Below are 23,943 nucleotides of genomic sequence, written 5' to 3'. Positions count from 1 at the left end.
TCTATTCAGGGCAGGTGCCGGGCACCTGCGGTAAACGTTCGTCGAGCAGCTGGTGCAAGGCCGAATCGGCCGGCCAGTTGCGCAGAAAGCGGGCGCGATCGCGGGCATAGGCCCGGGCGAAGCTGCGCATGCTGTGGTGATGCTGCATGGCATCGAGGTCGATCAGCGACCAGCTCTGCCGCTGTTCATCCCAAAACAGGTTGTGCCCCTTGAAATCGCCGTGACTGATGCGTTCGCGCAACAAGGCGGCGAACAGCTGATCCAGCGCCAACAGCTCGATTTCCGTCGGGGCGCCCTGCAGGCAGGGCTGAAAACGCGCGATTATATCCTGCCCGTCGCAATATTCGGTAATCAGGTAGGCGCGCCCGCGCAGCCAGCACCAGCGCCGCTCCAGCACGGCCAGCGGACGCGGGGTGGCGATGCCGAGCACCTGCAGGCGATGGCCCGCCACCCAGCTGTGCCAAGCGCGACTGGGGCGCCAGAAGCGCTTCAACCAGTGGCCGAGGTGCTTGATGTTGTAGCGTTTGACCACCAGCGTCCGATCCGCCAACTCGACCCGCGCCACAGTGGCGGCGCCGCCGGTCTTGTAGACATGCCCCTGTTCGGTGAACCGGTCGAGGTTAGCCAGCAGCGGCGCCAGGTCTTGCTGCGCCTCGCGATGCACGACACGCAAACCGAACGCGCCGACCCGGGCCGAGAACAGACTGCAATCGCGGGCGATCTTCTTCAGGTAGTCGCGCACCCGCCAGCGCTTGGACTTGGCGATCTGCTTGAGCAAGGCTTCCAGCGGCAGGGCATGCTCACCATTGACCAGCAGGTAATGCACCAGCAGCTCTTCGATATGCGGTTCCAGTTCGGCCGGCAGTTGGGCAAAGAACACCCCGAGATTTTCCAGCACCTTGTCGCGCACCAGTGGCTGTCCCGGTATCTGCGTCCTGACCCCGCCGCCATCGATGACAAACAGCTGGCCGTTATGCCGCAGCAGGTTGTCCAGATGCAGATCGGCCTGCCACAGCCCCCTGGCATGCAGCTGCGCGATCATCGCCAGGGCGTCAGCCAGTACGGCTTGCTGGGCCGCGGACAACCACGGCGGCGCCTCGACGGCGCGCCAGGCATCCCCCAGACTCTCAGCCGGGTCGAGGTACTCGAACAGCAGCCAGCCGCCCTCGCCTTCGCGCAGGCCATCGGCCAGCAGCAGCGGCGTCGGCAGCCCCTGCCCGGCGAGCAAGCGCGCACCGTCCAGTTCACGCTGAAACTGCCGGTCGGCCTTACCGCCCACCAGCAACTTGGCCAGCACCCTGCGCCCACGCCATTCGGCCACACCGACATAGCGCTGCCCCGGCAGCACCCGCAGCAGTTGTTCCAGCACCAGGGTGGCGGGGCCGGCGGCGTCCGCCAGTTCGATGCGCAGCGGCAACGACGGGCAGCGCCCGGCCCGGCTCAGCTCGGCGAGTCTCATCGGCGCGCCTCCTTGTTGCGCCGGCGGCTGCCGAGACGTTGCCACCAGTGTTCGACATCAGCGTCCGCGCCCAGATAGGCCGCCAGTAGCTGACGCACCTCGCGCTCCCCCCAAACACTGGCACGGCGCAGTAACGGTTCAAGATCCTTGACCCGGTCACGCTCGCCGAACAGCAGCGGCCGGGTCTTTTCCAGGTCGATCAACTGCGCCTGAAAACCGCCGGCGCGGCCCTTGAGGAAAATATGCTTGGGATAAAAACAACCGTGCATCTGCCCGGCAGCGTGCAGACAGCGGGCCAGCTCACCGCAGGCTCGCAGGATGCCTGTGCGTTGCGCCTCAGGCCGGGCATTCCAGCCGGGCAACAGGCTATCCAGATCCTGCCAGCCATCCAGGGCCTGGGTCAGCAGGATCGCCCGGCGCTCGCGTGCCACCTTGCGCTCGGCGAAAAACGTCGCTTGCAACGCCGGAATGCCCAGCTGCCGGTAGCGCTGGATATTGCGAAACTCGCGGGCGAAGGTCGGCTCACCCAAGGGGCAGGTCAGGCGGCGGGTCAGGTGATTGCTCTGCCGCTTGAGGTAGAACGCCGCCTCGCCCAGCTCCAGGCGATAGACACTGCTCCAGCCACCGCGCTCGGTATTGGGCTCGTCCACCGCTTCCAGCTTGAGCGCCCAGAGCGCATCGAAGCTGGCCAGCCCATGGCGTTCGAGCAGCGCGCGCTCCGGCGGCGCAATAAAGTCGATCATTCCCGGCCCTCGAAAAAACCCACGATCTGCCGCACGCGTCGCTTATCGCTGCCATTCAGGCGCTGACGCCCGCGGTACTGCAGATAAAAGCGCAGACGCTGAGTGCGCGACAGCTGGTGCTTGGCGACCTTGTCCAGGCAGGCCAGATCCTTGACTTCGCGATAACGCAACAACGGCCCCCACCAGAAGGCACCGGTCGGGCAGTCGATCAGGAACAACTCGGCCCGGTCGTTGACCAGCAGGTTGCGCCACTTCAGATCGTTATGGGTGAAGTGGTGGTCATGCAGAACCCGCGTGGCGCGCGCCAGCTGGCGGCTGATGCCATCCACCCAGCGCGCATCACCGAGCCGGGGATCGCCGCGACCGGCCAGCAGCGCCAGATCCTCGGTACGATCCAGCTCGCGGGTGATCAATGCGCCGCGAACGAAGGCTCCGGCCTTGCGCTCCAAGCCATAGGCGACGATGGGCGCGGTGGCGATGCCCCATTTGGCGAAACACTTGAGGTTCTGCCACTCGGCCTTGACCCGCGGCCGGCCAATGTAGCGACGCAGGCCCTTGCCGGCGCCCCAGTAGCGTTTGACGTAATAGCGCACGCCGGCGCGCTCGATGCGGATGACCTCGGACAGGGGGTCGCGGGTCAGGCGCTCGCCTTCCAGGGCAAACACCGCCTCCAGGCTGGCAAAGTCGCTCGCCAGTTGGGCATAGGCCGGATCGAGGTGCCAACCGGCCATCAGAGCGCATCCCCGTAACGCTGCTTGCGCGCATACAGCTTGTCCGCCTTGCGCTGCAGCCAGGCCAACAGGCGCGCTTCGTCGCGCAGAATCTGGCGTAGCGGCAGACGAAAATAGCCCTGGAGAAAACGCAGTTTGTCGCGCCGGCTCAGGCCGATATTCAGGGCCGAGAAGTACAGCGCGGCGAGATCCTTGTCGCGCCAGCGCCGCGGCAAGCGGGCATGGGTCTGCGCGCGGTGCAGATCGATCAGCGACAGGCGAAAATCGGCGGCGCTGACCGGCTTGTCGGTGTGCAGTAGGAAGTGGCAGATGTAGCAATCGCGGTGATTGACCCCGCCGCGGTGCATGGCGCCGGTCATCTTCGCCACTTCGGCGATCAGCGCGCGCTTGAGTGCTGGCGCCGGCGGGTGCTGCGGCCAGTCGAGGCTGAAGTCCTCCAGGCTGACGGTGGGCGCCAGCTCCTCGGTGACGATGAAGGAATGCTGCCGCGCCGGATTGCTGCCGCATTCGCCATAGGCCACCGCGGTCATGGTCGCCACGCCGACCTCCTGCAAACGCCGGATCGCCCGCCACTCCTGACCCGCGCCGAGCACCGGCCACTTGGCGGTCAGCAGGTTCTTGGCGATCTCGCGCCAACCGATGCCGCGGTGAATCTTGACGAAGTAGCCGCACCCGGCCACTTCGGTGCGCAGGGTACGGCGGCCTTCCAGCTCGCGGTAAACCTGGCCCTGCAAGGCTTCCACCTCGGCAAAGGCATCCTTGCCGGCCCATAGCGTCTCGAAGGGTTCGCTGAGCAACAATTTCATGGACGCTCCGCCAGGATCACATCGGCCGCGCGCTGCGGCATGGAATACAGATCGGCGCAGCCGGCATAGGCCAGGCCGTTGCGCCCCCAGAACGCGCGGCGCCGATCGTCGGCCAGCATATCGGCCAAACAGTGATTGAGCCGCTCCTGCACGAAGGGGCTGGGCAGCACCCGGCCGGCATCCGCATCGCGAATGTAATGGGCATAGCCGCAGACATCGGTCACCAGCACCGGCAAGCCGGCGACCAGCGCCTCGAGCAGCACGGTGCCGGTGTTTTCGTTGTAGGCCGGATGGATCAGCAGGTCGGCGCCGAGCAGGAACCGCGGGATATCGCTGCGGCCCTTGAGTATCTGCACCTGCTCGGCAATCCCCAGCGCCTTGGCCTGCAGCTGAAAGGTGCGCGGGTCGTCCTGGCCGATGACGATCAGCCTGCTGCGCTGGCGCAGCTCGCGCGGCAGGGCGGCGACGGCTTTCAGGCTGCGATCCAGGCCCTTGGTCTTGAACCCGGAACCGATCTGCACCAGCAACAGTTGGTCATCCGCCAGGCCGAACTCGCGGCGGAACCCGGCGCGAATCTCGCCGGCATTGGCCGGCGCCCGACGATCCTGGGCGATGCCCGGCGGCAGCAGGTGAAAGCGCTGCCGCGGGGTGTGGTAATGCTTGACGAACAGCGGCTGCTGCACCTCGGAGATCATCAGAATCGCGGTCTTCGCTTCAGGCGCGAACACCGCCCGCTCGTAGTCGGCGAAATGCTTGTAACGGCCCCACTTGCGGTAAATCGGGTGGCGCAGGGTCTGCGCCTTGTCCTCGAAACAACCGTCGGCGGCGTAATACACATCCAGCCCCGGCATCTTGTTGAAGCCGATCACCCGCGCTACCGGACGCCTGGCCAGATCGGCCTCGACCCAGGCCGTGAGCTTCTCGTTGCGCTTATGGTTGAACAGCGCCTTGACCGGCACCACCACCACCTCGAAGCCGGCGGGAATCTCGCCTTCCCAGATCGGCGTATACACGCGAATGGCGTGGCCGCGCTGCTGGCACTCCAGAGCGATGCGCAGGAAATCGCGCTGCAGGCCGCCAAAGGGGAAGTATTTGTAGAGGATAAAAGCCAACTGCATCAGGCGTGCCCTTCAATCGCGTAGCCCGGATGCACTCCGGGGAAAATGCTCGGCACCCGCATCAGACGGCGTCCTCGGCCAGCAGCAATGCCTGCAACTCGCCGGCCACCCGCTCCGGCAACAGCGTCTCGAAGCAGGGCTTATGGCGGTCGCCGGAACCCGCCGCCGGCCCGGTGGCGCACAAATGAACCTGGCAACGGCCATAGGCGCCCACCCGCCCCGGCAAGGTCGGTCCGTACAGCGAGATGGTCGGCACATCCAGCGCCGCGGCCAGATGGCCGAGCCCGGTGTCGACCGCCACGCAGGCGCTGGCGCCGGCGATCGCCTTGGCCACGCCGGCCAGATTCAATTTGGGTAGCAACGCGGCATGCTCCAGGCCGGCGACTATGCCTTCGGCGCGGGCCTTCTCGACCTCGTTGGCCCAGGGCAGACGAATCGCCCAGCCCTGTTCGCTCATGCGTTCGGCCAGCTCGCGCCAGCAGGCCTCCGGCCAATGCTTGCTCGGCCAGGTGGTGCCGTGCAGGAACAGCAGATACGGCTGCTCCACCGCACCGGCCAGGCGCGCGCGATTCAGGCCGTAGTCGCCCATGCCCGCCGGCAGCGGATAGCCCAGCGCCTGGGCGAACAACTGGCGCACCCGCTCCAGCGCGTGCTGCTCGCGGGGCACGCGGTATCGGCGGTCATAGAAGCGGCTGGCAATCGGCTCGCGCGCGGAATCCGCCCCCAGGCCCGCCACCGGGGCCTTGACGTAACGGCTCAGCCAGGCACTTTTCAACAAGCCCTGGGCATCGATCACCAGGTCGTAACGGGTCTCGCCCAGCCGCTGCTTGAAACGGCGCCACTCGCCGTTTTTCAGGGTCTGCCAGAGGTGCTTGCGCCAGCGCCGCAGCGCCACGGGGATCACCTGGGCCACGGCCGGGTGCCAGGCGGGAATCTCGGCGAAGCCCTCTTCCACCACCCAATCGAACTGGATACCGGGAATCGCCCGCGCCGCATCGGTGAGCGCCGGCAAGGTGTGGATGACATCGCCGAGCGAGGACGTCTTGATCAGCAAAACCCGCACTATTCGACCTCGACCGGATCGGCCACCAGACGCTCCAGCGCCTCGAGCACCGGCCGCGCCGGCAGCTCGCGCAGGCAGTTGTAGTGGCCGTAGCGGCAGGTGCGCTCGAAGCAGGGACTGCAGTCGATGCCCAGCCGGACGATCTCCACCTGCTCGGCCAGCGGCGGGGTGAACTGCGGCGAGGTGGAGCCGTAGACCGCCACCAGCGGCCGATTCAGCGCGGCGGCCACATGCATCAGGCCCGAGTCGTTGGAGACCACGGCGCTGGCGCAGGACAGCAGGTCAATGGCTTCGGCCAGGCTGGTCTCGCCGGCCAGGTTCAGCGCTTCCTCGCGCAGCCCGGGGATCAGCCGCAGGCGGATTTCCTCACCGACCGCATGGTCGTTCTGCGAGCCGAACAGCCACACCTGCCAGCCGGCGCGGATCTTCGCCTCGGCGACCTGGGCGTAATGCTCGCTCGGCCAGCGCTTGGCCTCGCCGAACTCGGCACCGGGGCAGAGCGCCAGCACCGGCCGATCCAGACTCAGGCCGAACTTGGCCTGCGCCGCCGCCCGGCTGCCTTGGTCGATGTGCAGGGACGGCCGCGGATAAGGCCTGGTCAGCTCCGCACCCGGTTCGAAGGCCAGCGCCATGAAGCGCTCGATCATCAGCGGGTAGCGTTGTTTATCCAGGACGCGCACATCGTTGAGCAGACCATAGCGCATCTCGCCCTTCCAGCCGGTGCGCTTGGCGATGCCGGCGAAGAACGGCACCAGCGCCGACTTCAGCGAATTGGGCAACAGGATCGCATGATCGTACTGGCCGGCCAGGGATTTGCCGATCTTGCGCCGGGTCGCCAGTTGCAGCACCCCGTGGCCGAGCGGAAAGCTCAGGGCGCGGCGCACCTCGGGCATGCGTTCGAGAATCGGCCGGCTCCACTCGGGCGCCAGCACGTCGATCTCGCACCCGGGGTGACGCTGCTGCAGGCACTGAAACAGCGTCTGCGCCATCACCATGTCACCGACCCAGCTGGGCCCAACGATCAGAATTCGCATGTATTTTCCACAAACGCGCAGGGAGGCTTACGCCTCCCTGCCATAGCCTCGAACAAGCGTTATTTGACCAGCGTACGCCACTCGGCGTGGCCACTGGCCTTGCCGGCCACCAGGTCGAAATAGGCTTTTTGCAGTTTCTCGGTCACCGGGCCGCGGCGGCCGGCGCCGATCTGGCGGTCATCGACTTCGCGAATCGGCGTGACTTCGGCGGCGGTGCCGGTGAAGAAGGCCTCGTCGGCGATGTACACCTCGTCGCGGGTGATGCGCTTCTCGATCACCGGGATGCCCAGCTCGGCGGCCAGGGTCAGGATGGTGCTGCGGGTGATGCCGTTGAGGCAGGAAGTCACTTCCGGGGTGTAGACCACGCCGTTCTTGACCAGGAAGATGTTCTCGCCCGAGCCTTCGGCCACATAGCCTTCGGTGTCCAGCAGCATGGCCTCGTCGGCGCCGCCGGAGATGGCTTCCTGCAGGGCCAGCATCGAGTTGATGTAGTTGCCGTTGGCCTTGGCGCGGGTCATCGAGATGTTGACGTGGTGACGGGTGAAGGAACTGGTGCGCACCTTGATCCCGACCTGCAGGGCTTCGTCGCCCATATAGGCGCCCCAGCTCCAGGCCGCGACTATCACATGCACCTTCAGACCAGTGGCGCGCAGGCCCATGGCTTCCGATCCGTAGAACACCATCGGGCGGATATAGGCGCTGTCCAGGTTGTTCTCGCGCACGGCGGCGCGGGTCGCCTGGTTGATCTCGTCTTTGCTGAACGGGATCTTCATGCCCATGATGTGGGCGGAGTCGAACAGGCGGTCGGTGTGCGCCTGCAGACGGAAGATCGCCGTGCCGTCCGGGGTGTCGTAGGCGCGCACGCCCTCGAACACGCCCATGCCGTAGTGCAGGGTGTGGGTCAACACATGGGTGGTCGCGTCACGCCACGGCACCAGTTTGCCGTCATACCAAATCACGCCATCACGATCGGCCATCGACATAGTTGCCTGCTCCTCACATTCGATTCGTACACAGTAGCCGGGGCGCTATACGCTACCCGCCCACGCAAAGTTCAGTTCAAGCCCAGTTCCCGCCAGATGCGCAGCACGCTGCGTCTTTGCTCATGGAACTGGTCGCCGCCCACCACCCCCGGCTGCTTTTGCAATGCCTGGCGATGGGCCGCCGCGCGGTAGGCCTTGTAGGCCTCCCGCAACAGGCGGGCATCCTCGACGGCCAGCAAGCCAACGCGTTCCAGGCCTTCCAGGATGCGGATGTTATCGGTGAATTCCACCAGCTCGGGATATTCTCGCGACCAAGCCAAGGCCGCGTATTGCACCATAAATTCAATATCGACGATACCACCGGCATCCTGCTTGAGGTCGAACGGCGCCGAGGCCTCGAACGCATTGACGGCGGTGCCGGCAGCCGTGGCCCGGGTGCCGAGGTTGTCGCGCATCTTCGCGCGCATCTCGCCGACCTCGACGCGCAACAGGTCGAGATCACGCTCGCGGCCGAGCACCGCCGCGCGCACCGCCTCGAACGCCTTGCCGACCCGCGGACAACCGACCAGCACGCGGGCGCGCACCAGGGCCTGGTGCTCCCAGGTCCAGGCTTCGTTTTCCTGATAACGCTGGAAGGCGCCCAGCGAGCTGACCAACAACCCCGCCACCCCCGAGGGCCGCAGGCGCATGTCGACCTCGTAGAGCTGGCCGGAGTTGGTCTGGGTGGTCAGCAGGTGGATGATGCGCTGGCCCAGGCGATTGAAGAACTGCGCGCCGTCGATGGGCTTGGCGCCATTGGTCTCGGCCTGGGAATCGCCATCGTGGATGAACACCAGATCCAGATCCGAGCCATGGCCCAACTCGATGCCGCCGACCTTGCCATAGCCGACGATGATGAAATCCGGATCGCAGACACTGCCATCGGCACGCTGCGGCACCCCGTATTTACCGACGGTATGCCGCCAGGCCAGGGCCAGCACCTGCTCGAGGATCGCCTCGGCCAGCCAGGTCAGGTAGTCGCTGACCTTCATCAGCGGCAGGCTGCCGGCGATCTCCGAGGCGGCCACGCGCAGGCGGTGCGCCAGCTTGAAGTGACGCAGCGCCTCCATCTGCTGTTCGAGGTCGTCCTCGGGGATGCGCATCAGCCGCTCACGCAGCTCGGCCGCCAGTTCCGGCGCCAGCGGCGGCTTGAACAAGCGCCCCTCGTTGAGCAATTCGTCGAGCAATAAAGGAAACCGGGCGATCTGCTCGGCGATCCAGGGGCTGGCGGCGCAGAGGGTCAGCAGGCGCTGCAGGGCACCGGGGTTTTCCGTCAGCAGCACCAGGTAGGCCGAGCGCCGCGCCACCGCCTCGATCAGCGGCAGCACACGCTCCAAAACCAGGTCGGGGTTGTCGTGCTCCACCGCCTGCGCCAACAGCCTGGGCATGAAGGCATCCAGGCGCTCACGACCGAGACGCTGCATGGCCCGCACCTGATTGCCGTTGCGCAAGCCGGCCAGGCGCTGCCACGCCGACTGGGGATCGGCGAACCCCGCTTCGGCCAGTTGCCGACAGGCCGCCGCCTCGTCCTGAACCGCGTCCCACAGCGGCAGCCACTCACCGCCGACCGCTTCATCGGCGGCGCTTTCGGCGTCCTCATCCGGATCGGCGATGACCTGGCGGAAATGCCAGTCGACCCGGCCCCGCCAGTGCATCAGTTGCCGGTGAAACGCCGCCCAGTCGGCGAAACCGAGGATAAAGGCCACCCGCGCCCGATCCCGGTCGTTATCGGGGAGCATCTGCGTCTGCCGATCGCCGATCGCCTGCAAGGCGTGTTCGGTATAGCGCAGAAACTCGTAACCCTGGCGCAACTCGTCGACCACCGCGGCCGGCAGATAACCCTGCCCCTCCAGGGTGCCGAGCACCTGCAGCAGCGGCCGTTGCTGCAGACTCAGGTCGCGCCCGCCGTGAATCAACTGGAAGGCCTGGGCGATAAATTCCACCTCGCGAATGCCGCCGGCACCGAGCTTGATGTTCTCGGCCATGCCCTTGCGCCGCACCTCCTGCTGGATCAGTTGTTTCATGGTGCGCAGCGCTTCGATCGCGGAAAAATCCAGGTAGCGCCGATAGACGAACGGCCGCAGCATCTCCAGCAACTGCGCTCCGGCGACCTGATCGCCGGCGACCACCCGCGCCTTGATCATGGCGTAGCGCTCCCAGTCGCGGCCCTGATCCTGGTAGTACTGTTCCAGCGCGTTGAAGCTGAACACCAGCGAACCCGAGGAGCCATAAGGGCGCAGGCGCATGTCGGTGCGAAAGACGAAGCCGTCGACGGTGATCGCGTCCAGGGCCTTGATCAGGCGCTGCCCCAGACGAATGAAGAATTCCTGATTATCCAGCGGACGCTTGACCCCCTCGGTCTCGCCACCCTCCGGGTAGCCGAAAATCAGGTCGATGTCCGAGGACAGGTTCAGCTCATGGGCACCCAGCTTGCCCATGCCGAGCACCACCATGTGCTGCGCCTGGCCGCTGCGCCGACCCATGGGCGTGCCGAACTGGGCGCAGTGCTGCGGATAGAGCCAGCGATAGGCCAGATCGATGCAGGCATCGGCCAGCGTCGAGAGGTCGCGGCAGGTTTCGATCAAGTCGGCCTGACGGCTGATGTCGCGCCAGATGATGCGCAGCTGCTGGCGGTTGCGAAAACGCCGCAGACGCCGCCCCAGCTCATCTTCATCGGCGCAATCGAGCAATGCCGCAGCCAGTTGCGCGCGCAGCTCGCCGGCTCGCAACGGGCGCTCCAGCTCGCCGCAGTCGCCCAGGCCGAGGAGCATCTGCGGGTCGCGCCGGGCTTGTTCGACGACGAAATCGCTGCTCGCCGCCACGCGTCGGAGCACCTCGCGCCGCGCACTCGGCCAGGCGGCAAAAGCGGCCGCGGCAGCCGCCGAGTGCTCGGCGAAAGCCGCCTGCAAGGACTGCTCCGCACGCAGAGCAAGGGGGGCAAGGGTGGCAGGCAAAGAAGCCAGCACGGGCAGGCTCATGGTCTATCCTTTTTGGCGAACTGCAAGTGACACGCTGAAAGCCGGAAACCCGCTGGGTTGATACGGCGCGCACAACTGACAGACAAATAAAGTGTAGTTTTGCTACTAAAGAATGTATCCGAAGGGCTGAAATTAGCGTCCATATGTAGTAAAACTACACGGAGCCGGCCCTACCCTCCGGTAAATCCAAGAATTCACGTGCCCCGCTCACGAAGCCGGTCACGAATCCTGGCCTCCGATTCTGGAAGCCTTTCCGCCCTGGAGCAAGCCATGCAAGACCTCGATCCCGTCGAAACCCAGGAATGGCTGGACGCCCTTGAGTCTGTTCTCGACAAGGAAGGCGAAGACCGCGCGCATTACCTGATGACCCGCTTAGGCGAACTGGCCACCCGCAGTGGTACCCAGTTGCCTTATGCGATCACCACCCCGTACCGCAACACCATCCCGCTGAACCACGAAGCACGCATGCCTGGCGACCTGTTCATGGAACGCCGCATTCGCTCGCTGGTGCGCTGGAACGCCCTGGCCATGGTGATGCGCACCAACCTGAAAGACCCCGACCTGGGTGGCCACATCGGCACCTTCGCCTCCAGCGCGACCCTCTACGACGTCGGCTTCAACTACTTCTTCCAGGCCCCGACCGAGGAACACGGCGGCGATCTGATCTTCTTCCAGGGCCACGCCTCGCCAGGCGTCTACGCCCGCGCCTTCATGGAAGGCCGGATCAGCGAAGAGCAACTCGACAACTTCCGCCAGGAAGTCGACGGCCAGGGCCTGTCGTCCTATCCGCACCCCTGGCTGATGCCCGATTTCTGGCAGTTCCCCACCGTGTCCATGGGTCTGGGCCCGATCCAGGCGATCTACCAGGCGCGCTTCATGAAGTACCTGGAAAGCCGCGGCTTCATTCCCGCCGGCAAGCAGAAGGTCTGGTGCTTCATGGGCGACGGCGAGTGCGACGAGCCGGAATCCCTCGGCGCCATCTCCCTGGCCGGCCGCGAGAAGCTGGACAACCTGATCTTCGTCATCAACTGCAACCTGCAGCGCCTCGACGGCCCGGTGCGCGGCAACGGCAAGATCATCCAGGAGCTCGAAGGGGTGTTCCGCGGCGCCCAATGGAACGTCAACAAGGTGGTCTGGGGTCGCTTCTGGGATCCGCTGCTGGCCAAGGACAAAGACGGCATCCTGCAACGGCGGATGGACGAAGTGGTCGACGGCGAGTACCAGAACTACAAGGCCAAAGACGGCGCCTTCGTCCGTGAGCATTTCTTCAACACCCCGGAACTCAAGGCGATGGTCGAAGACCTCTCCGACGACGAGATCTGGAAGCTCAACCGCGGCGGCCACGACCCCTACAAGGTCTACGCGGCCTACCACCAGGCGGTCAACCACCAGGGCCAGCCGACCGTGGTGCTGGCCAAGACCATCAAGGGCTACGGCACCGGCAGCGGCGAAGCGAAGAACATCGCGCACAACGTCAAGAAGGTCGACGTCGACAGCCTGAAAAAATTCCGCGACCGCTTCGACATCCCGGTCAAGGACGACGAGCTGGAAAACCTGCCGTTCTTCCGTCCCGAGGAAGGCAGCGCCGAGGCCAAGTACCTGGCCAAGCGCCGCGCCGCCCTCGGCGGTTTCGTGCCGCAGCGCCGGGTCAACAGCTTCAGCATCCCGACCCCGCCGCTGGACACCCTGAAAGCCATCCTCGACGGCAGCGGCGACCGCGAAATCTCCACCACCATGGCCTTCGTGCGCATCCTCGCGCAACTGATCAAGGACAAGCAGCTGGGCGAGCGCATCGTCCCGATCATCCCCGACGAGGCGCGCACCTTCGGCATGGAAGGCATGTTCCGTCAGCTCGGCATCTACTCCTCGGTCGGCCAGCTGTACGAGCCGGTGGACAAGGATCAGGTGATGTTCTACCGCGAGGACAAGAAGGGCCAGATCCTCGAGGAAGGCATCAACGAGGCCGGCGCCATGTCCAGTTGGATCGCCGCGGGCACCAGCTACAGCTGCCACAACCAGCCGATGCTGCCGTTCTACGTGTTCTACTCGATGTTCGGCTTCCAGCGCATCGGCGACCTGGCCTGGGCCGCCGGCGACAGCCGTGCCCGCGGCTTCCTGATCGGCGGTACTGCCGGGCGCACCACGCTCAACGGCGAAGGCCTGCAGCACGAAGACGGTCACAGCCACCTGCTGGCCTCGACCATTCCCAACTGCCGCACCTATGACCCGACCTACGGCTACGAGCTGGCGGTGATCATCCGCGAAGGCACGCGGCAGATGATCGAAGAGCAGCAGAGCATCTACTACTACATCACCGTGATGAACGAGTCCTACCAGCAGCCGGCCATGCCGGAAGGCGTCGAGGCCGGCATCATCAAGGGCATGTACCTGCTCGAGGAAGACCAGAAGGAAGCCGCCCACCATGTGCAGCTGCTGGGCAGCGGCACCATCCTGCGCGAAGTGCGCGAGGCGGCGAAAATCCTCCGCGAGCAGTTCAACGTCGGCGCCGACGTGTGGAGCGTGACCAGCTTCAACGAGCTGCGCCGCGAAGCCCTGGCCGTCGAACGGCACAACCGCCTGCACCCGGAACAGAAGCCGCAGCAGAGCTATGTCGAGCAGTGCCTGAGCGGCCGCCACGGCCCGGTCATCGCCAGCACCGACTACATGAAGCTGTTCGCCGACCAGATCCGTCAGTGGGTACCGAGCAAGGAATACAAGGTGCTGGGCACCGATGGCTTCGGTCGCAGCGACAGCCGCAAGAAGCTGCGTCACTTCTTCGAAGTGGATCGCCACTGGGTAGTGCTGGCCGCCCTGGAAGCCCTCGCCGACCGCGGCGATATCGAACCCAAGGTAGTGGCCGAGGCCATCGCCAAGTTCGGCATCGACCCGGAAAAACGCAACCCACTGGACTGTTAAGGAGACGCATTGTGAGTGAACTGATTCGCGTACCCGACATCGGCAGCGGTGAGGGCGAAGTAATCGAACTGATGGTCAAGGTCGGCGATCGCATCGAGGCCGACCAGAGCCTGCTGACCCTGGAGTCGGACAAGGCCAGCATGGAAATCCCGGCACCCAAGGCCGGGGTGATCAAGAGCCTCAAGGTCAAACTGGGCGACCGCCTGAAAGAAGGCGACGAGTTGCTCGAACTGGAAGTCGAAGGCGCCAGCGCAGCGGCTGCGGCCCCTGCCGCAACGCCAGCCGCACCCGCCGCACCCGCCGCAGCGCCCAAGGCTGCGGAGCCTGTCGCGGCGGCACCAGCAGCGGCGGCCGCCGCGGCCGTGCAGGACATCCACGTGCCCGACATCGGCTCGGCCGGCAAGGCCAAGGTCATCGAGGTGCTGGTCAAGGCCGGCGACAGGGTCGAGGCCGAGCAGTCGCTGATCACCCTGGAGTCGGACAAGGCCAGCATGGAGATCCCCTCGCCGGTTGCCGGCGTGGTGGAAAGCGTCGTGGTCCAGCTGGACGCCGAAGTCGGCACCGGCGACCTGATCCTCAAACTGAAAGTGACCGGGGCCGCACCGGCGCCGGCGGCACCGGCGGCGATGCACACCACGCCGCCCGGCGCCGCGCCAGAAGTGGTCGCCGAAGTCAATGCCATCGCCAAGCTGGCGGCAGCCGCCGCCATTGCCGCGGCCACGCCTCCGGCATCCAGCGGCGACAAGGTGCACGCCGGTCCGGCCGTGCGCCAGCTGGCCCGCGACTTCGGCGTCGAGCTGTCGACCGTGCCTGGCAGCGGCCCGAAAGGCCGGGTGCTCAAGGAAGACGTGCAGGCCCACGTCAAGGCGATGCTGCTGAAAGCCAAGGAAGCCCCGAGCGCAGCTGCTGGTGCCACTGGCGGTGCAGGCATCCCGCCGATTCCGGAAGTGGACTTCAGCCGCTTCGGCGAAGTGGAAGAAGTGGCCATGACCCGCCTGATGCAGGTCGGCGCCGCCAACCTGCACCGCAGCTGGCTCAATGTGCCGCACGTGACCCAGTTCGACTCGGCCGACATCACCGAGCTGGAAGCCTTCCGCGTCGCGCAGAAGGCGGTGGCCGAGAAGGCCGGGGTCAAGCTCACCGTGCTGCCGCTGCTATTGAAAGCCTGTGCTTACCTGCTCAAGGAGCTGCCGGACTTCAACAGCTCGCTGGCGCCGAGCGGCAAGGCGCTGATCCGCAAGAAATACGTGCACATCGGCTTCGCCGTGGACACCCCGGACGGCCTGCTGGTGCCGGTGATCAAGAACGTCGAGCAGAAGAGCCTGCTGCAACTGGCCGCCGAAGCCGCCGCCCTGGCGGAAAAAGCGCGCACCAAGAAGCTCGCCGCCGACGACATGCAGGGCGCCTGCTTCACCATCTCCAGCCTCGGCCACATCGGCGGCACCGGCTTCACGCCGATCGTCAACGCGCCGGAAGTGGCGATCCTCGGCGTGAGCAAGGCGACCATTCAGCCGGTCTGGGACGGCAAGGCGTTCCAGCCCAAGCTGATGCTGCCGCTGTCGCTGTCCTACGACCACCGGGTGATCAACGGCGCCGCCGCCGCGCGTTTCACCAAGCGCCTCGGCGATGTGCTGGCAGACATCCGCAGCATGCTGCTGTAACCCTCGGTTTCAACTTTCGAGCACGCCACGCTCGTACCTCAACCCCGCCCTGTTTGGCGGGGTTTTTTTTGCCCATGTCCTCGTTACGGGTCGCATGAGGGGGGGGCGGGACAGCGAAACGTTCCAACCCGGATTCGCCCCATCGCGCAAAGACGCCGACATCGCCGACATCGCCGGCGTGCCTCAGCCCCGCTGCACCTTGCGGATCAGAAAGCTCAGCGCCTTGGCCAACTCAGCGGCGCCCTGGTGGTCGCGCACGATGGTCAGCAGCGGGCTGCCATCCACCGGGTTATACAGCACGCAGCTGATGCCGCTGGACGGGCAGTCGTAACGGATGAACGGGTCGACCCCGAACAACGCAATACGCTGGTTGCGCACAGCCATGTCGCTGCCTTGGCCACGGATCTCCTCGCGCAGCAGCAACTCACCGGGCGCGCCCAGGCGCAGCTGATAGAGCCGATCCTGGCGCTGCGCCTGGCCCACCTGATAACCGGCGCGCAAGGCGTAGCTCGAGAGCAACGCATTGCAGTGCAAGAGCAGGGCTTGGCGCTCGTCCTGCTGCAGGTACAGGCGCTTCAAGTTCGCCAGATAACCGGCCTGCTCGACGCTGCTCAGCCCCGCTGCCGGCTCGCTGGCCAAGCCCGGTAGTGCAACCAGGCAGCCCAGCAATAACGTGGCGGGCATTAGTTTTCTTGTCAGTCGCAATTGCATGATGCACCCTTACTCGCCGTTATAGTGAAGTGGGCCGAACCCTCGCCTCAGCCAGCATACTGGAAGCCAGCCGCTTGATGAAAAGCCATCCCGATGCCGCGAGTCGATTAGCATCCGAGGTTGTGACGCAGTTGCCAGTGCCGTCGAGGCTCGGCATGCTGCGCTTCGAGCGTTTGAATGAGGCCAGCTGGGCGTTGTTGTTTCTCGACCCGGCCTGCGAACGCCAATTTGGCATCCCCGCCAGCGAGCTCTGCGCGCTGATCGACGCCCCCTATGCCTGCCTGATGGAACCTGAAGCCCGCCATCGGCTGCATGACAGCATTCAGTTGCAACTGGCGCAGCACGCGCATTATCTGATCCATTACACCCTGCATACCGCGCACGGCCCGGTCTGCCTGATGGAAATGGGCGAGCCGTTCAAGCAGCACGACCGCCATCTGCTGTGCGGCTACCTGATAGTCACCGACAGCGCCCCGACCCTGCCCGCGCAGAACGGTGAGGCGCAGCAACGGCAGCAGCGCTCACACGCCCAGCAAAGTCTGATCGTGCGCCTGGCGCGTCAGCGCTACACGGCCAACGATCCGTTGCGCGAAGCCGCCGAGCTGATCACCCGCACGGCTTGCAGCCTCTATAAGGTGGCGCGGGCGAGCATCTGGAACCTAAATGGCGCCTGCCTCGAGCCGGTGGCCCTGTTTCGCCGCGACCTCCACCGCCATGAACGCGCAACGCCGATCGCCATCGGCGAATTCCCCGCCTACCTGCAAGCCCTCCAAGCTGGCCGGGCGATCGATGCCCACGATGCGGCGCTCGACCCGCGCACCCATGAGCTGAGTGCCAGCTACCTGCAACCAATGGGCATCGAGGCCATGCTCGATGCCAGTATCCGGGTCGACGGCGAAGTGGTCGGCGTGCTGTGCCTGGAGCACATCGGTTCTCAGCGGGTGTGGCAGGTCGACGAAATCGCCTTTGCCGGCGAGCTGGCCGATCAGTACGCACAAGTGCTGAGCAATCAGCAACGGCGCAACGCCACCGGCGAACTGCACCTGTTCAAGCGCGCCGTCGAGCAGAGCGCCAGCGCCTTTATCCTGGTCGACCGCGACGGGCTGGTGGAATACGTCAACCCGAGTTTTACCGCCATCACCCTGTACAGTTCCGACGAGGTACAAGGCCAGCGCCTGTCCGAGCTGCCGGCCCTGGAAAACCTCGGCGAGCTGCTCTTCGAGGCGTCCAGCAGCCTCTCCGAACACAACAGTTGGCACGGCGAGTTCAAGAGCCGGCGTAAGAACCTCGACCCCTACTGGGGGCAATTGTCGATATCCAAGGTGCATGCCGATGACGGCAGCCTGACCCACTACATCGGCATCTACGAAGACATCACCGAAACCAAGCAGGCCCAGCAACGCATCGAGCGTCTGGCCTACAGCGACAACCTTACCGGCCTGGGCAATCGCTACGCCTTTATCCGCGCCCTGGAACAGCGCGTTGCCAACGATGACGGCAAGCCGTTCAGCCTGCTGCTGGTGGATATCGACAACTTCAAGCGGATCAACGACAGCCTCGGCCACCAGACCGGCGACAAGCTGCTCGTCAGCCTGGCCCGGCGCCTGCGCAACAGCCTCAGCCCAGCGGGCATACTCGCGCGCTTCGCCAGTAACGAATTCGCCATCCTGCTGGAGGTCGCCGACCTGGCGGATGCCCAACAGCTGGCCCACCAGGTGCTGCATACCCTGGACAAGCCGCTGTTCGTCGACAATCAATTGATCAGCGTCACCGGCTCGGTGGGGGTGGCCAACGCACCCGAGCACGGCACGGATCCACAAACCCTGATGAAGCATGCCGGCCTGGCGCTGCACAAGGCCAAGGCCAACGGCAAGCACCAGCTGCAGGTTTTCACCACGGCGCTGAACGCCGAGGCCGACTACAAACTGTTCGTCGAAAACAACCTGCGCCGCGCACTGACCCAGAACGAGCTGGAGGTGTTCTATCAACCCAAACTGTGCCTGAAGACGGGCCGGGTGGTCGGCATGGAAGCACTGCTGCGCTGGCGCCACCCGGAGAAAGGCATGATCCAACCGGATCAGTTCATCGGCGTGGCCGAGGAAACCGGGCTGATCATTCCCATCGGCAAATGGGTGGTGCGCCAAGCCTGCCTCATGAGCAAACAGCTGAGCGCGGCCGGTCTGGGCAACCTGCAGGTGGCGATCAACCTGTCGCCCAAGCAGTTCTCCGACCCCGACCTGGTTGGCTCGATCGCCGCGATCCTGCGCGAGGAACTGTTGTCGCCAAGCCTGCTCGAGCTGGAGTTGACCGAAAGCCTGCTGCTGGAGGCCACCACCGACACCCACCACCAGCTCAGCCGCCTGAAAAACCTGGGGCTGTCCCTGGCGATGGACGATTTCGGCACCGGCTACTCGTCGCTGAGTTACCTGAAGAAATTCCCTATCGATGTGATCAAGATCGATCGCAGCTTCATCAAGGACATCCCGGACAACCAGGACGACGTGGAGATCACCTCGGCGGTGATCGCCATGGCCCACAAGTTGAAACTCAAGGTAGTCGCCGAAGGCATCGAAACCGCCGCGCAACTGGGCTTCCTGCGCCGCCAGCGCTGCGACATCGGCCAGGGCTACCTGTTCGACCGGCCAATCGCGGCAAGCGAGCTGATCGCACGACTGCAGCGCTACCCCGGCCACGGCTAGCCGCCCAGGCACCGGCCTGTAACGACGCGCCACCCGCGCGGTCTATCGATACACGCGCTTATGTTGAGGAAATCGCCCATGGTTCTGCGTTCGCAAATTCTTGCCCAGCAACTCGAACTGCCCAGCGCCGAGCAGGCGCTGCCCGGCCGCGATACGCCACTGCCGGTGCCGGCTGCCCACTACGTCAACGGCCACTCCCTGCAAGCGCCATTCCCGGCCGGCCTGCAGCAAGCGCTATTCGCCCTCGGCTGTTTCTGGGGCGCCGAGCGACGCTTCTGGCAGCAACCGGGCGTGTGGAGCACCGCCGTCGGCTATGTCGGCGGCCATACGCCCAACCCGACCTACGAGGAAACCTGCTCCGGCCTGACCGGCCACACCGAAGCGGTGCTGGTGGTGTTCGACCCGCAACAGATCAGTTACGCGGCGCTGCTGAAAGTCTTCTGGGAAGCGCACAACCCGACCCAAGGCATGCGCCAGGGCAACGACAGCGGCAGCCAGTACCGCTCGGCGATCTACTGCTACGGCGCCGAGCAACTGGCCGCCGCCCAGGCCAGCCAGGCACAATTCCAGGGCGAACTGGAGAAGGCCGGCTTCGGCCCCATCACCACGGAAATCCGCGAAGCGCCGCCCTTCTACTATGCCGAGGCCTACCATCAGCAATACCTGGCGAAGAACCCCGGCGGCTATTGCGGCCTGGGCGGCACCGGGGTGTGCCTGCCGGCGTAGCCGGCAGCTGCAAGCCTTGTAGGGCGGGTGCAACCCGCCCTACGAGCTTTTCACTTGAAGCTTATGGCTTGCCGCCTGCCGCTTGCTCCTCGATCAGCCAGTCCATCCGCCAGCCGGCCTGGCTTTGCCCGAGCAACGAGGTCAGCCAGGGCAGGATCTGCTTGAGCTCGTCCTCCAGGCCCCAGGGCGGATTGCTGATCACCAGGCCGGAACCGTTCAGGCGTTGCGCATCATCGGCGGGGTGCACATAGAGTTCGATGCGCAGCAGCTTGGGCGCGTTGCTCTTTTCCAGATCGCGGTAGAAGCGCCGGAGCTGGCCCAGTTCCTTGATCGGGTACCAGATCGCCACCACCGCCTGGCGCATGCGGCCAATGGCTTCGCTCAACGCTTGCACGCAACGCTCCTGTTCATCGGCCTGCTCGAACGGTGGGTCGATCAGCAGCAATACGCGCTTCTCGCGGGTCGGCAGCAAGGCTCGCGGCACGTACCAGCCTTCGCCCAGGTGCACGGCGACGCGGCGGTCAGCGGCCATGTTTTCCTTGAGCAGGCGGCCGTCTTCCGGGTGTTTTTCGTTGAGGTGCAGGCGGTCCTGTTCGCGCGTCAGCATGCGTGCCAACTCCGGCGAACCGGGGTAATGGCGCAGCACGCCGTCGGGGTTCATGGCGCGGATCACTTCCAGGTAATCGACCAGCTGATCCGGTACATCCTCGGCCCGCCACAGCCGGGCGATGCCCTGCAGCCATTCGCCGGTGCGGCTGGCCTGATCCCCGGCGAGGTCGTAGAGACCCACGCCGGCGTGGCTGTCGAGGTAGGCGAACGGCGCCTCCTTGCGCGACAGCAGAGCGATCAGGCGGCTCAAGATAACGTGTTTCAACACATCGGCATGGTTGCCGGCATGGAAGGCGTGACGGTAGTTCATGGTGGCGGGGCTCCTCAGGCCGCACAGTTTAACAGGCGCCCTGGCTTGGCGTGCTAGCGGATCGATTGCCCCAGTGGCGCCCGCAACAACTCGAGCAGGCGTTCCAGCGCGGCATGTTCGGCGGCATCGCGACGACGCATCAGCAGGGTCGGCGCCGCCGCCAGATCTGCCTCGATGGCCCGCCAGGCCACCAGTTGCCCACGCGGGTGCGACTGCAGCAGGCTGCGCGGCAGCAGGCCGATGCCCATACCGGCAGCGATACCGCCGAGGATCGCATCGATAGAGCCGTAGCTCTGGCGCGCTACCACCTGCAGCGCATGGCGTTCGCTCCAGCTCTGCAGACGCTCGCGGTAGTGACAGCCGATGGGAAAGCCGAGCAGACTCAGCGGCTCCTGCAGCAGCCGCTCGGGATCCTGCCCGATCGGCAGCACCAGCACCAGCTCTTCGTGCCAGAGCACTTCGCCCTGCAGTTGCGGATGCTCGAACGGCCCGCCGATCAGCGCCGCCTCCAGACGCCCGGCCAGCAGCTCATCGAGCAGGTGACGGCTGGTGCCCGTCAGCAGGCTCAGATCGACCCGCGGCGCATCGCGATGAAAGGCCGCCAGCACCTCCGGCAGGCGTACGGCAGCGGTGGTTTCCATGGCGCCGAGACGCAACTCACCGCCCCAGTTGTCCTCCTGCACGCTGCTCCAAGCCTGTCGACAGAGCTGCTCCAGCGCTTCGGCGTGAGGCAGCAGACGCTCACCGGACGGGGTCAGGCGCAAGCGCTGCGCCTGGCGCTGGAACAGGCTGACGCCAAGCTGCTCTTCCAGTTGCCGCAGACGCGCCGACACATTCGACGGCACACAGTGCAGCTGCTGCGCGGCAGCGGTTAACGAACCGCTGCGACTGACCGCGAGAAAATGACGTAACAACTGCGGATTCAGACGTTCCCAGGATGACACCGCCACCTCGACTTTCATTAAAAGTGAAAAACAGGCGCAGTATTCTTCACTGGCAGTCTTGATTCGGCAACCGTTAAGGTAGCCGGGTCATCCCGTAGAGCGCCCTTATGCAGCCGGTATCGCCCCGCCAGATCTTTCTCGCCCTGCTCGCTGGCGGCGCTGCTCTGGTGGTGGTGCATGCCCTGGGGCGCTTCGCCTTCACCCCGCTCCTGCCGCACTTGCTCGGCGATCAGCTGCTCAGCCTGGAACAGGGCGCGCACCTGGCTAGCTGGAACTACCTCGGTTACCTGCTCGGCGCGCTGTTGGCCCTGGCCCTGTACACGCCATCACGCCTGCGTCTGGCGCTGCCGCTGGCCCTGCTGCTGAATGCCCTGCTGACTCTGGCGCAAGGTTTCTGCAGCGATTATCCGCTGCTGCTGGGGTTACGTCTGGCCAATGGCATCAGTAACGGCGTGGTCTTCGTGCTGGCTCCGGCCCTGGTGCTGGAGTGGCTGGCCCAGCGTCAGCGCGCCAGCCTCAGCGGCCTGGTCTACCTCGGCTTCGCCGCCGGGCTGATGTTGGCCGGCTGGCTGGCCGACGCGCCCGCCAACTGGCTGCACGGCCCCGAACGTTGGTGGCCGGTCGCCGCCTTTGCCCTGCCACTGGCCCTGCTCAGCGCCTGGTTGCTCAGCCGCCTGCACCTGCAGCAGCCGCAAGGCGAGCCCGTCGCAGCCCGCAGCCGCTTGTTCGATCGCGCCAGCACGCCGCTGTTTCTGGCCTACGCCGGCGCCGGCCTGGGCTACATCCTGCCGATGACGTTCTTGCCAACCCTGGCGCAGGAACAATTACCCGCCGGCCACGCCCTGATCGGCGGTGCCTGGCAATGGAGCGCCCTGGCCTGCGTGTTCTCCATCCCACTGTGGAATGCCCTCGGCGTAGGCTTCGGCGACCGGCGTGCCTTGCTCGCCACCTACCTGCTGCAAGCCCTGGGTTGCGCCGCCCCCCTGCTGTACCCCGGCGCCGCCGGCGTGCTGCTCTGCGCCCTGCTGGTGGGCGGCACTTTTATGGGTAGCGTACTGCTGACCCAGCGCCTGGCGCGCACCCTGCAGCCGCATCAGGGGCCACGCCTGTCGGCCGCGCTGATCGCCCTGTACGGCGGAGCGCAACTAGCCGGCCCCTGGCTGGCCGGGGTATGGCTGGGCGCCGGCGGCAGCCTCACAGAAAGCTTCGCCCTGGGTGTCGCCGCGCTGTTATGGGCGCTCGCCTGGATCTGGCCAACCCCAATCTGTACTCACCCTGCATCAGGAGCCGCGCATCCATGACCCTGCAATCGCTGTTCGACTGCCAATGGCCAATCATCCAGGCGCCCATGGCCGGCGCGCAAAACCACAGGCTCGCCGCCGCAGTGTGCAATGCCGGCGGCCTGGGATCCCTGCCCTGCGCCATGCTCGACGCCAGCGGCTTGCGCGCCGAACTGGCGGCGCTCAAGGCCAAGACCGCCCAGCCGTTCAACCTGAACTTCTTCTGCCATACCCCGGCAGCCGCCGAGCCGCAGCAGGAAGACGCATGGCGCAGCAGCCTCGCGCCCTATTACCGCGAACTAGGCATCGACCCGGCCAGCATCAGCGCCGGCGCCGGCCGACAGCCGTTCAGTGATGAGTTGGCCAGGGTCGTCGAGGAATACCGCCCGGCCGTGGTCAGCTTCCACTTCGGCCTGCCCGGCGCCGAGTTGCTGGCCCGCGTCAAAGCCTGCGGCGCCAAGGTGCTCAGCTCGGCGACCACGGTCGAAGAAGCGCTCTGGCTTGAGGCCCAGGGCGTCGATGCGATCATCGCCCAGGGCCTGGAAGCCGGCGGCCATCGCGGCCACTTTCTCGACCTGGATATCAGCCGCCAGCTCGGCACCTTCGCCCTGTTGCCACAGATCGTGCAGGCGGTGCGCGTGCCCGTGATCGCCGCGGGCGGTATCGCCGATGCCTCAGGCGTGCGCGCGGCCATGGCGCTGGGCGCGGCCGGAGTACAGGTCGGCACGGCTTATCTGTGCTGCCCGGAAGCCACCACCAGCGCCGTGCATCGCGCCGCGCTGACCAGCCCAGAAGCCCGCCACACCGCGCTGACCAACCTGTTTAGCGGCCGCCCGGCGCGGAGCATCGTCAATCGGCTGATCCGCGAGCTGGGCCCGATCAGTTCCATGGCGCCCGGCTTCCCCCTGGCCACGGCCGCGGTCGCACCGCTGCGTAGCACGGCGGAAAGCCTCGGCAGTGGCGATTTTTCACCCTTGTGGGCGGGGCAGAATGCGAGCGGCTGCCGCAACATACCCGCCGCCGACTTGACCCGGGAACTGGCCAGCGGCTGTGCCCGCTGAAGCTTTATCACCCCCATGGATAATACTGGGCAGGCACTAGCGGCGCTCCTTAGACTCCGGCTCAACGCCATT

18 protein-coding genes are annotated in these 23,943 nt (G+C 65.8%); 6 read left to right on the top strand and 12 right to left on the bottom strand.

Features of this window, described 5'->3' with window-relative positions:
- Nucleotide 1: 1 nt before the first annotated feature.
- The 9 genes from P8H27_RS05875 to glnE all read right to left on the bottom strand — a co-directional run bounded on the left by P8H27_RS05875 (nucleotide 2) and on the right by glnE (nucleotide 10,954).
- On the bottom strand, nucleotides 2-1,459 hold the full coding sequence (locus tag P8H27_RS05875; protein WP_289635781.1) for a lipopolysaccharide kinase InaA family protein: 1,458 nt from the start codon (nucleotides 1,457-1,459) through the stop codon (nucleotides 2-4).
- On the bottom strand, nucleotides 1,456-2,202 hold the full coding sequence (locus P8H27_RS05870) for a lipopolysaccharide kinase InaA family protein (protein ID WP_289635780.1): 747 nt from the start codon (nucleotides 2,200-2,202) through the stop codon (nucleotides 1,456-1,458). The genes P8H27_RS05875 and P8H27_RS05870 overlap by 4 nt, the downstream gene beginning before the upstream one ends.
- Nucleotides 2,199-2,933 carry a lipopolysaccharide kinase InaA family protein gene (locus tag P8H27_RS05865; protein WP_289635779.1) on the bottom strand — a complete coding sequence of 245 codons (735 nt, stop codon included), beginning with the start codon at nucleotides 2,931-2,933 and terminating at the stop codon, nucleotides 2,199-2,201. The genes P8H27_RS05870 and P8H27_RS05865 overlap by 4 nt, the downstream gene beginning before the upstream one ends.
- Entirely contained in the window at nucleotides 2,933-3,739 is an 807-nt protein-coding gene (gene rfaP / locus P8H27_RS05860; protein ID WP_289635778.1) for a lipopolysaccharide core heptose(I) kinase RfaP, read from the bottom strand. Before rfaP ends, P8H27_RS05865 begins: the two co-directional genes overlap by 1 nt.
- The gene (locus tag P8H27_RS05855; RefSeq protein ID WP_289635777.1) at nucleotides 3,736-4,857 is read right to left on the bottom strand and encodes a glycosyltransferase family 4 protein; all 1,122 of its coding nucleotides are present in this window, start codon (nucleotides 4,855-4,857) and stop codon (nucleotides 3,736-3,738) included. Before P8H27_RS05855 ends, rfaP begins: the two co-directional genes overlap by 4 nt.
- Nucleotides 4,858-4,918: 61 nt before the next feature.
- Nucleotides 4,919-5,920: a lipopolysaccharide heptosyltransferase I gene (waaC, locus tag P8H27_RS05850; protein WP_289635776.1), complete on the bottom strand. Its 1,002-nt coding sequence runs from the start codon at nucleotides 5,918-5,920 to the stop codon at nucleotides 4,919-4,921.
- On the bottom strand, nucleotides 5,920-6,954 hold the full coding sequence (gene waaF / locus P8H27_RS05845; RefSeq protein WP_289635775.1) for a lipopolysaccharide heptosyltransferase II: 1,035 nt from the start codon (nucleotides 6,952-6,954) through the stop codon (nucleotides 5,920-5,922). Before waaF ends, waaC begins: the two co-directional genes overlap by 1 nt.
- Nucleotides 6,955-7,013: 59 nt before the next feature.
- On the bottom strand, nucleotides 7,014-7,937 hold the full coding sequence (locus P8H27_RS05840; RefSeq protein ID WP_289635774.1) for a branched-chain amino acid transaminase: 924 nt from the start codon (nucleotides 7,935-7,937) through the stop codon (nucleotides 7,014-7,016).
- Between the two features lie 71 nt (nucleotides 7,938-8,008).
- On the bottom strand, nucleotides 8,009-10,954 hold the full coding sequence (glnE, locus tag P8H27_RS05835) for a bifunctional [glutamate--ammonia ligase]-adenylyl-L-tyrosine phosphorylase/[glutamate--ammonia-ligase] adenylyltransferase (RefSeq protein WP_289635773.1): 2,946 nt from the start codon (nucleotides 10,952-10,954) through the stop codon (nucleotides 8,009-8,011).
- A gap of 270 nt (nucleotides 10,955-11,224) precedes the next feature.
- Between glnE and aceE the strand changes: the two genes are divergently transcribed.
- Both aceE and aceF read left to right on the top strand, forming a co-directional pair.
- Entirely contained in the window at nucleotides 11,225-13,870 is a 2,646-nt protein-coding gene (aceE, locus tag P8H27_RS05830; protein WP_289635772.1) for a pyruvate dehydrogenase (acetyl-transferring), homodimeric type, read from the top strand.
- An 11-nt stretch (nucleotides 13,871-13,881) separates the two neighbouring features.
- Nucleotides 13,882-15,531 (top strand): dihydrolipoyllysine-residue acetyltransferase, encoded by a 1,650-nt coding sequence (aceF, locus tag P8H27_RS05825; protein ID WP_289635771.1) that lies wholly within the window; start codon nucleotides 13,882-13,884, stop codon nucleotides 15,529-15,531.
- Between the two features lie 183 nt (nucleotides 15,532-15,714).
- On the opposite strand, the gene P8H27_RS05820 is transcribed toward aceF, so the two are convergent.
- Complete coding sequence (locus P8H27_RS05820) at nucleotides 15,715-16,215, bottom strand: hypothetical protein (RefSeq protein ID WP_374761329.1); 501 nt, start codon at nucleotides 16,213-16,215, stop codon at nucleotides 15,715-15,717.
- Between the two features lie 104 nt (nucleotides 16,216-16,319).
- Here P8H27_RS05820 and P8H27_RS05815 point away from each other — a divergent pair, with 104 nt between their 5' ends.
- Entirely contained in the window at nucleotides 16,320-18,941 is a 2,622-nt protein-coding gene (locus tag P8H27_RS05815) for a bifunctional diguanylate cyclase/phosphodiesterase (RefSeq protein WP_289635769.1), read from the top strand.
- Nucleotides 18,942-19,019: 78 nt separating this feature from the next.
- Nucleotides 19,020-19,667: a peptide-methionine (S)-S-oxide reductase MsrA gene (gene msrA / locus P8H27_RS05810; RefSeq protein ID WP_289635768.1), complete on the top strand. Its 648-nt coding sequence runs from the start codon at nucleotides 19,020-19,022 to the stop codon at nucleotides 19,665-19,667.
- Between the two features lie 61 nt (nucleotides 19,668-19,728).
- Here the strand turns inward: msrA and P8H27_RS05805 are convergent, their stop codons facing one another.
- Together P8H27_RS05805 and P8H27_RS05800 are read right to left on the bottom strand one after the other, a co-directional pair.
- On the bottom strand, nucleotides 19,729-20,586 hold the full coding sequence (locus P8H27_RS05805; RefSeq protein WP_289635767.1) for a 23S rRNA (adenine(2030)-N(6))-methyltransferase RlmJ: 858 nt from the start codon (nucleotides 20,584-20,586) through the stop codon (nucleotides 19,729-19,731).
- A 53-nt stretch (nucleotides 20,587-20,639) separates the two neighbouring features.
- A complete protein-coding gene (locus tag P8H27_RS05800) occupies nucleotides 20,640-21,530 on the bottom strand; it encodes a LysR substrate-binding domain-containing protein (protein WP_289635766.1) in 891 nt (296 codons plus the stop codon).
- 107 nt (nucleotides 21,531-21,637) lie between these two features.
- On the opposite strand from P8H27_RS05800, the gene P8H27_RS05795 reads away from it, so the two are divergent.
- Both P8H27_RS05795 and P8H27_RS05790 read left to right on the top strand, forming a co-directional pair.
- Nucleotides 21,638-22,831 (top strand): YbfB/YjiJ family MFS transporter, encoded by a 1,194-nt coding sequence (locus tag P8H27_RS05795; protein WP_289635765.1) that lies wholly within the window; start codon nucleotides 21,638-21,640, stop codon nucleotides 22,829-22,831.
- The gene (locus tag P8H27_RS05790; RefSeq protein WP_289635764.1) at nucleotides 22,828-23,871 is read left to right on the top strand and encodes a nitronate monooxygenase family protein; all 1,044 of its coding nucleotides are present in this window, start codon (nucleotides 22,828-22,830) and stop codon (nucleotides 23,869-23,871) included. The genes P8H27_RS05795 and P8H27_RS05790 overlap by 4 nt, the downstream gene beginning before the upstream one ends.
- Nucleotides 23,872-23,943: the final 72 nt, after the last annotated feature.

This window comes from Pseudomonas sp. sp1636, from assembly GCF_030376615.1.
Taxonomy (GTDB): Bacteria; Pseudomonadota; Gammaproteobacteria; order Pseudomonadales; family Pseudomonadaceae; genus Aquipseudomonas.
Note: the sequence above shows the minus strand (reverse complement) of the source record. Positions and strands in the feature narration are given on the sequence as shown.

Bases quoted from the DNA above. Each gene is read 5' to 3' on its own strand.
- P8H27_RS05875 (WP_289635781.1), bottom strand. From the start codon at position 1,459: ATGAGACTCGCCGAGCTGAGCCGGGCCGGGCGCTGCCCGTCGTTGCCG.
- P8H27_RS05870 (WP_289635780.1), bottom strand. From the start codon at position 2,202: ATGATCGACTTTATTGCGCCGCCGGAGCGCGCGCTGCTCGAACGCCAT.
- P8H27_RS05865 (WP_289635779.1), bottom strand. From the start codon at position 2,933: ATGGCCGGTTGGCACCTCGATCCGGCCTATGCCCAACTGGCGAGCGAC.
- rfaP (WP_289635778.1), bottom strand. From the start codon at position 3,739: ATGAAATTGTTGCTCAGCGAACCCTTCGAGACGCTATGGGCCGGCAAG.
- P8H27_RS05855 (WP_289635777.1), bottom strand. From the start codon at position 4,857: ATGCAGTTGGCTTTTATCCTCTACAAATACTTCCCCTTTGGCGGCCTG.
- waaF (WP_289635775.1), bottom strand. From the start codon at position 6,954: ATGCGAATTCTGATCGTTGGGCCCAGCTGGGTCGGTGACATGGTGATG.
- P8H27_RS05840 (WP_289635774.1), bottom strand. From the start codon at position 7,937: ATGTCGATGGCCGATCGTGATGGCGTGATTTGGTATGACGGCAAACTG.
- glnE (WP_289635773.1), bottom strand. From the start codon at position 10,954: ATGAGCCTGCCCGTGCTGGCTTCTTTGCCTGCCACCCTTGCCCCCCTT.
- aceE (WP_289635772.1), top strand. From the start codon at position 11,225: ATGCAAGACCTCGATCCCGTCGAAACCCAGGAATGGCTGGACGCCCTT.
- P8H27_RS05820 (WP_374761329.1), bottom strand. From the start codon at position 16,215: ATGCCCGCCACGTTATTGCTGGGCTGCCTGGTTGCACTACCGGGCTTG.
- P8H27_RS05815 (WP_289635769.1), top strand. From the start codon at position 16,320: ATGAAAAGCCATCCCGATGCCGCGAGTCGATTAGCATCCGAGGTTGTG.
- msrA (WP_289635768.1), top strand. From the start codon at position 19,020: ATGGTTCTGCGTTCGCAAATTCTTGCCCAGCAACTCGAACTGCCCAGC.
- P8H27_RS05805 (WP_289635767.1), bottom strand. From the start codon at position 20,586: ATGAACTACCGTCACGCCTTCCATGCCGGCAACCATGCCGATGTGTTG.
- P8H27_RS05795 (WP_289635765.1), top strand. From the start codon at position 21,638: ATGCAGCCGGTATCGCCCCGCCAGATCTTTCTCGCCCTGCTCGCTGGC.
- P8H27_RS05790 (WP_289635764.1), top strand. From the start codon at position 22,828: ATGACCCTGCAATCGCTGTTCGACTGCCAATGGCCAATCATCCAGGCG.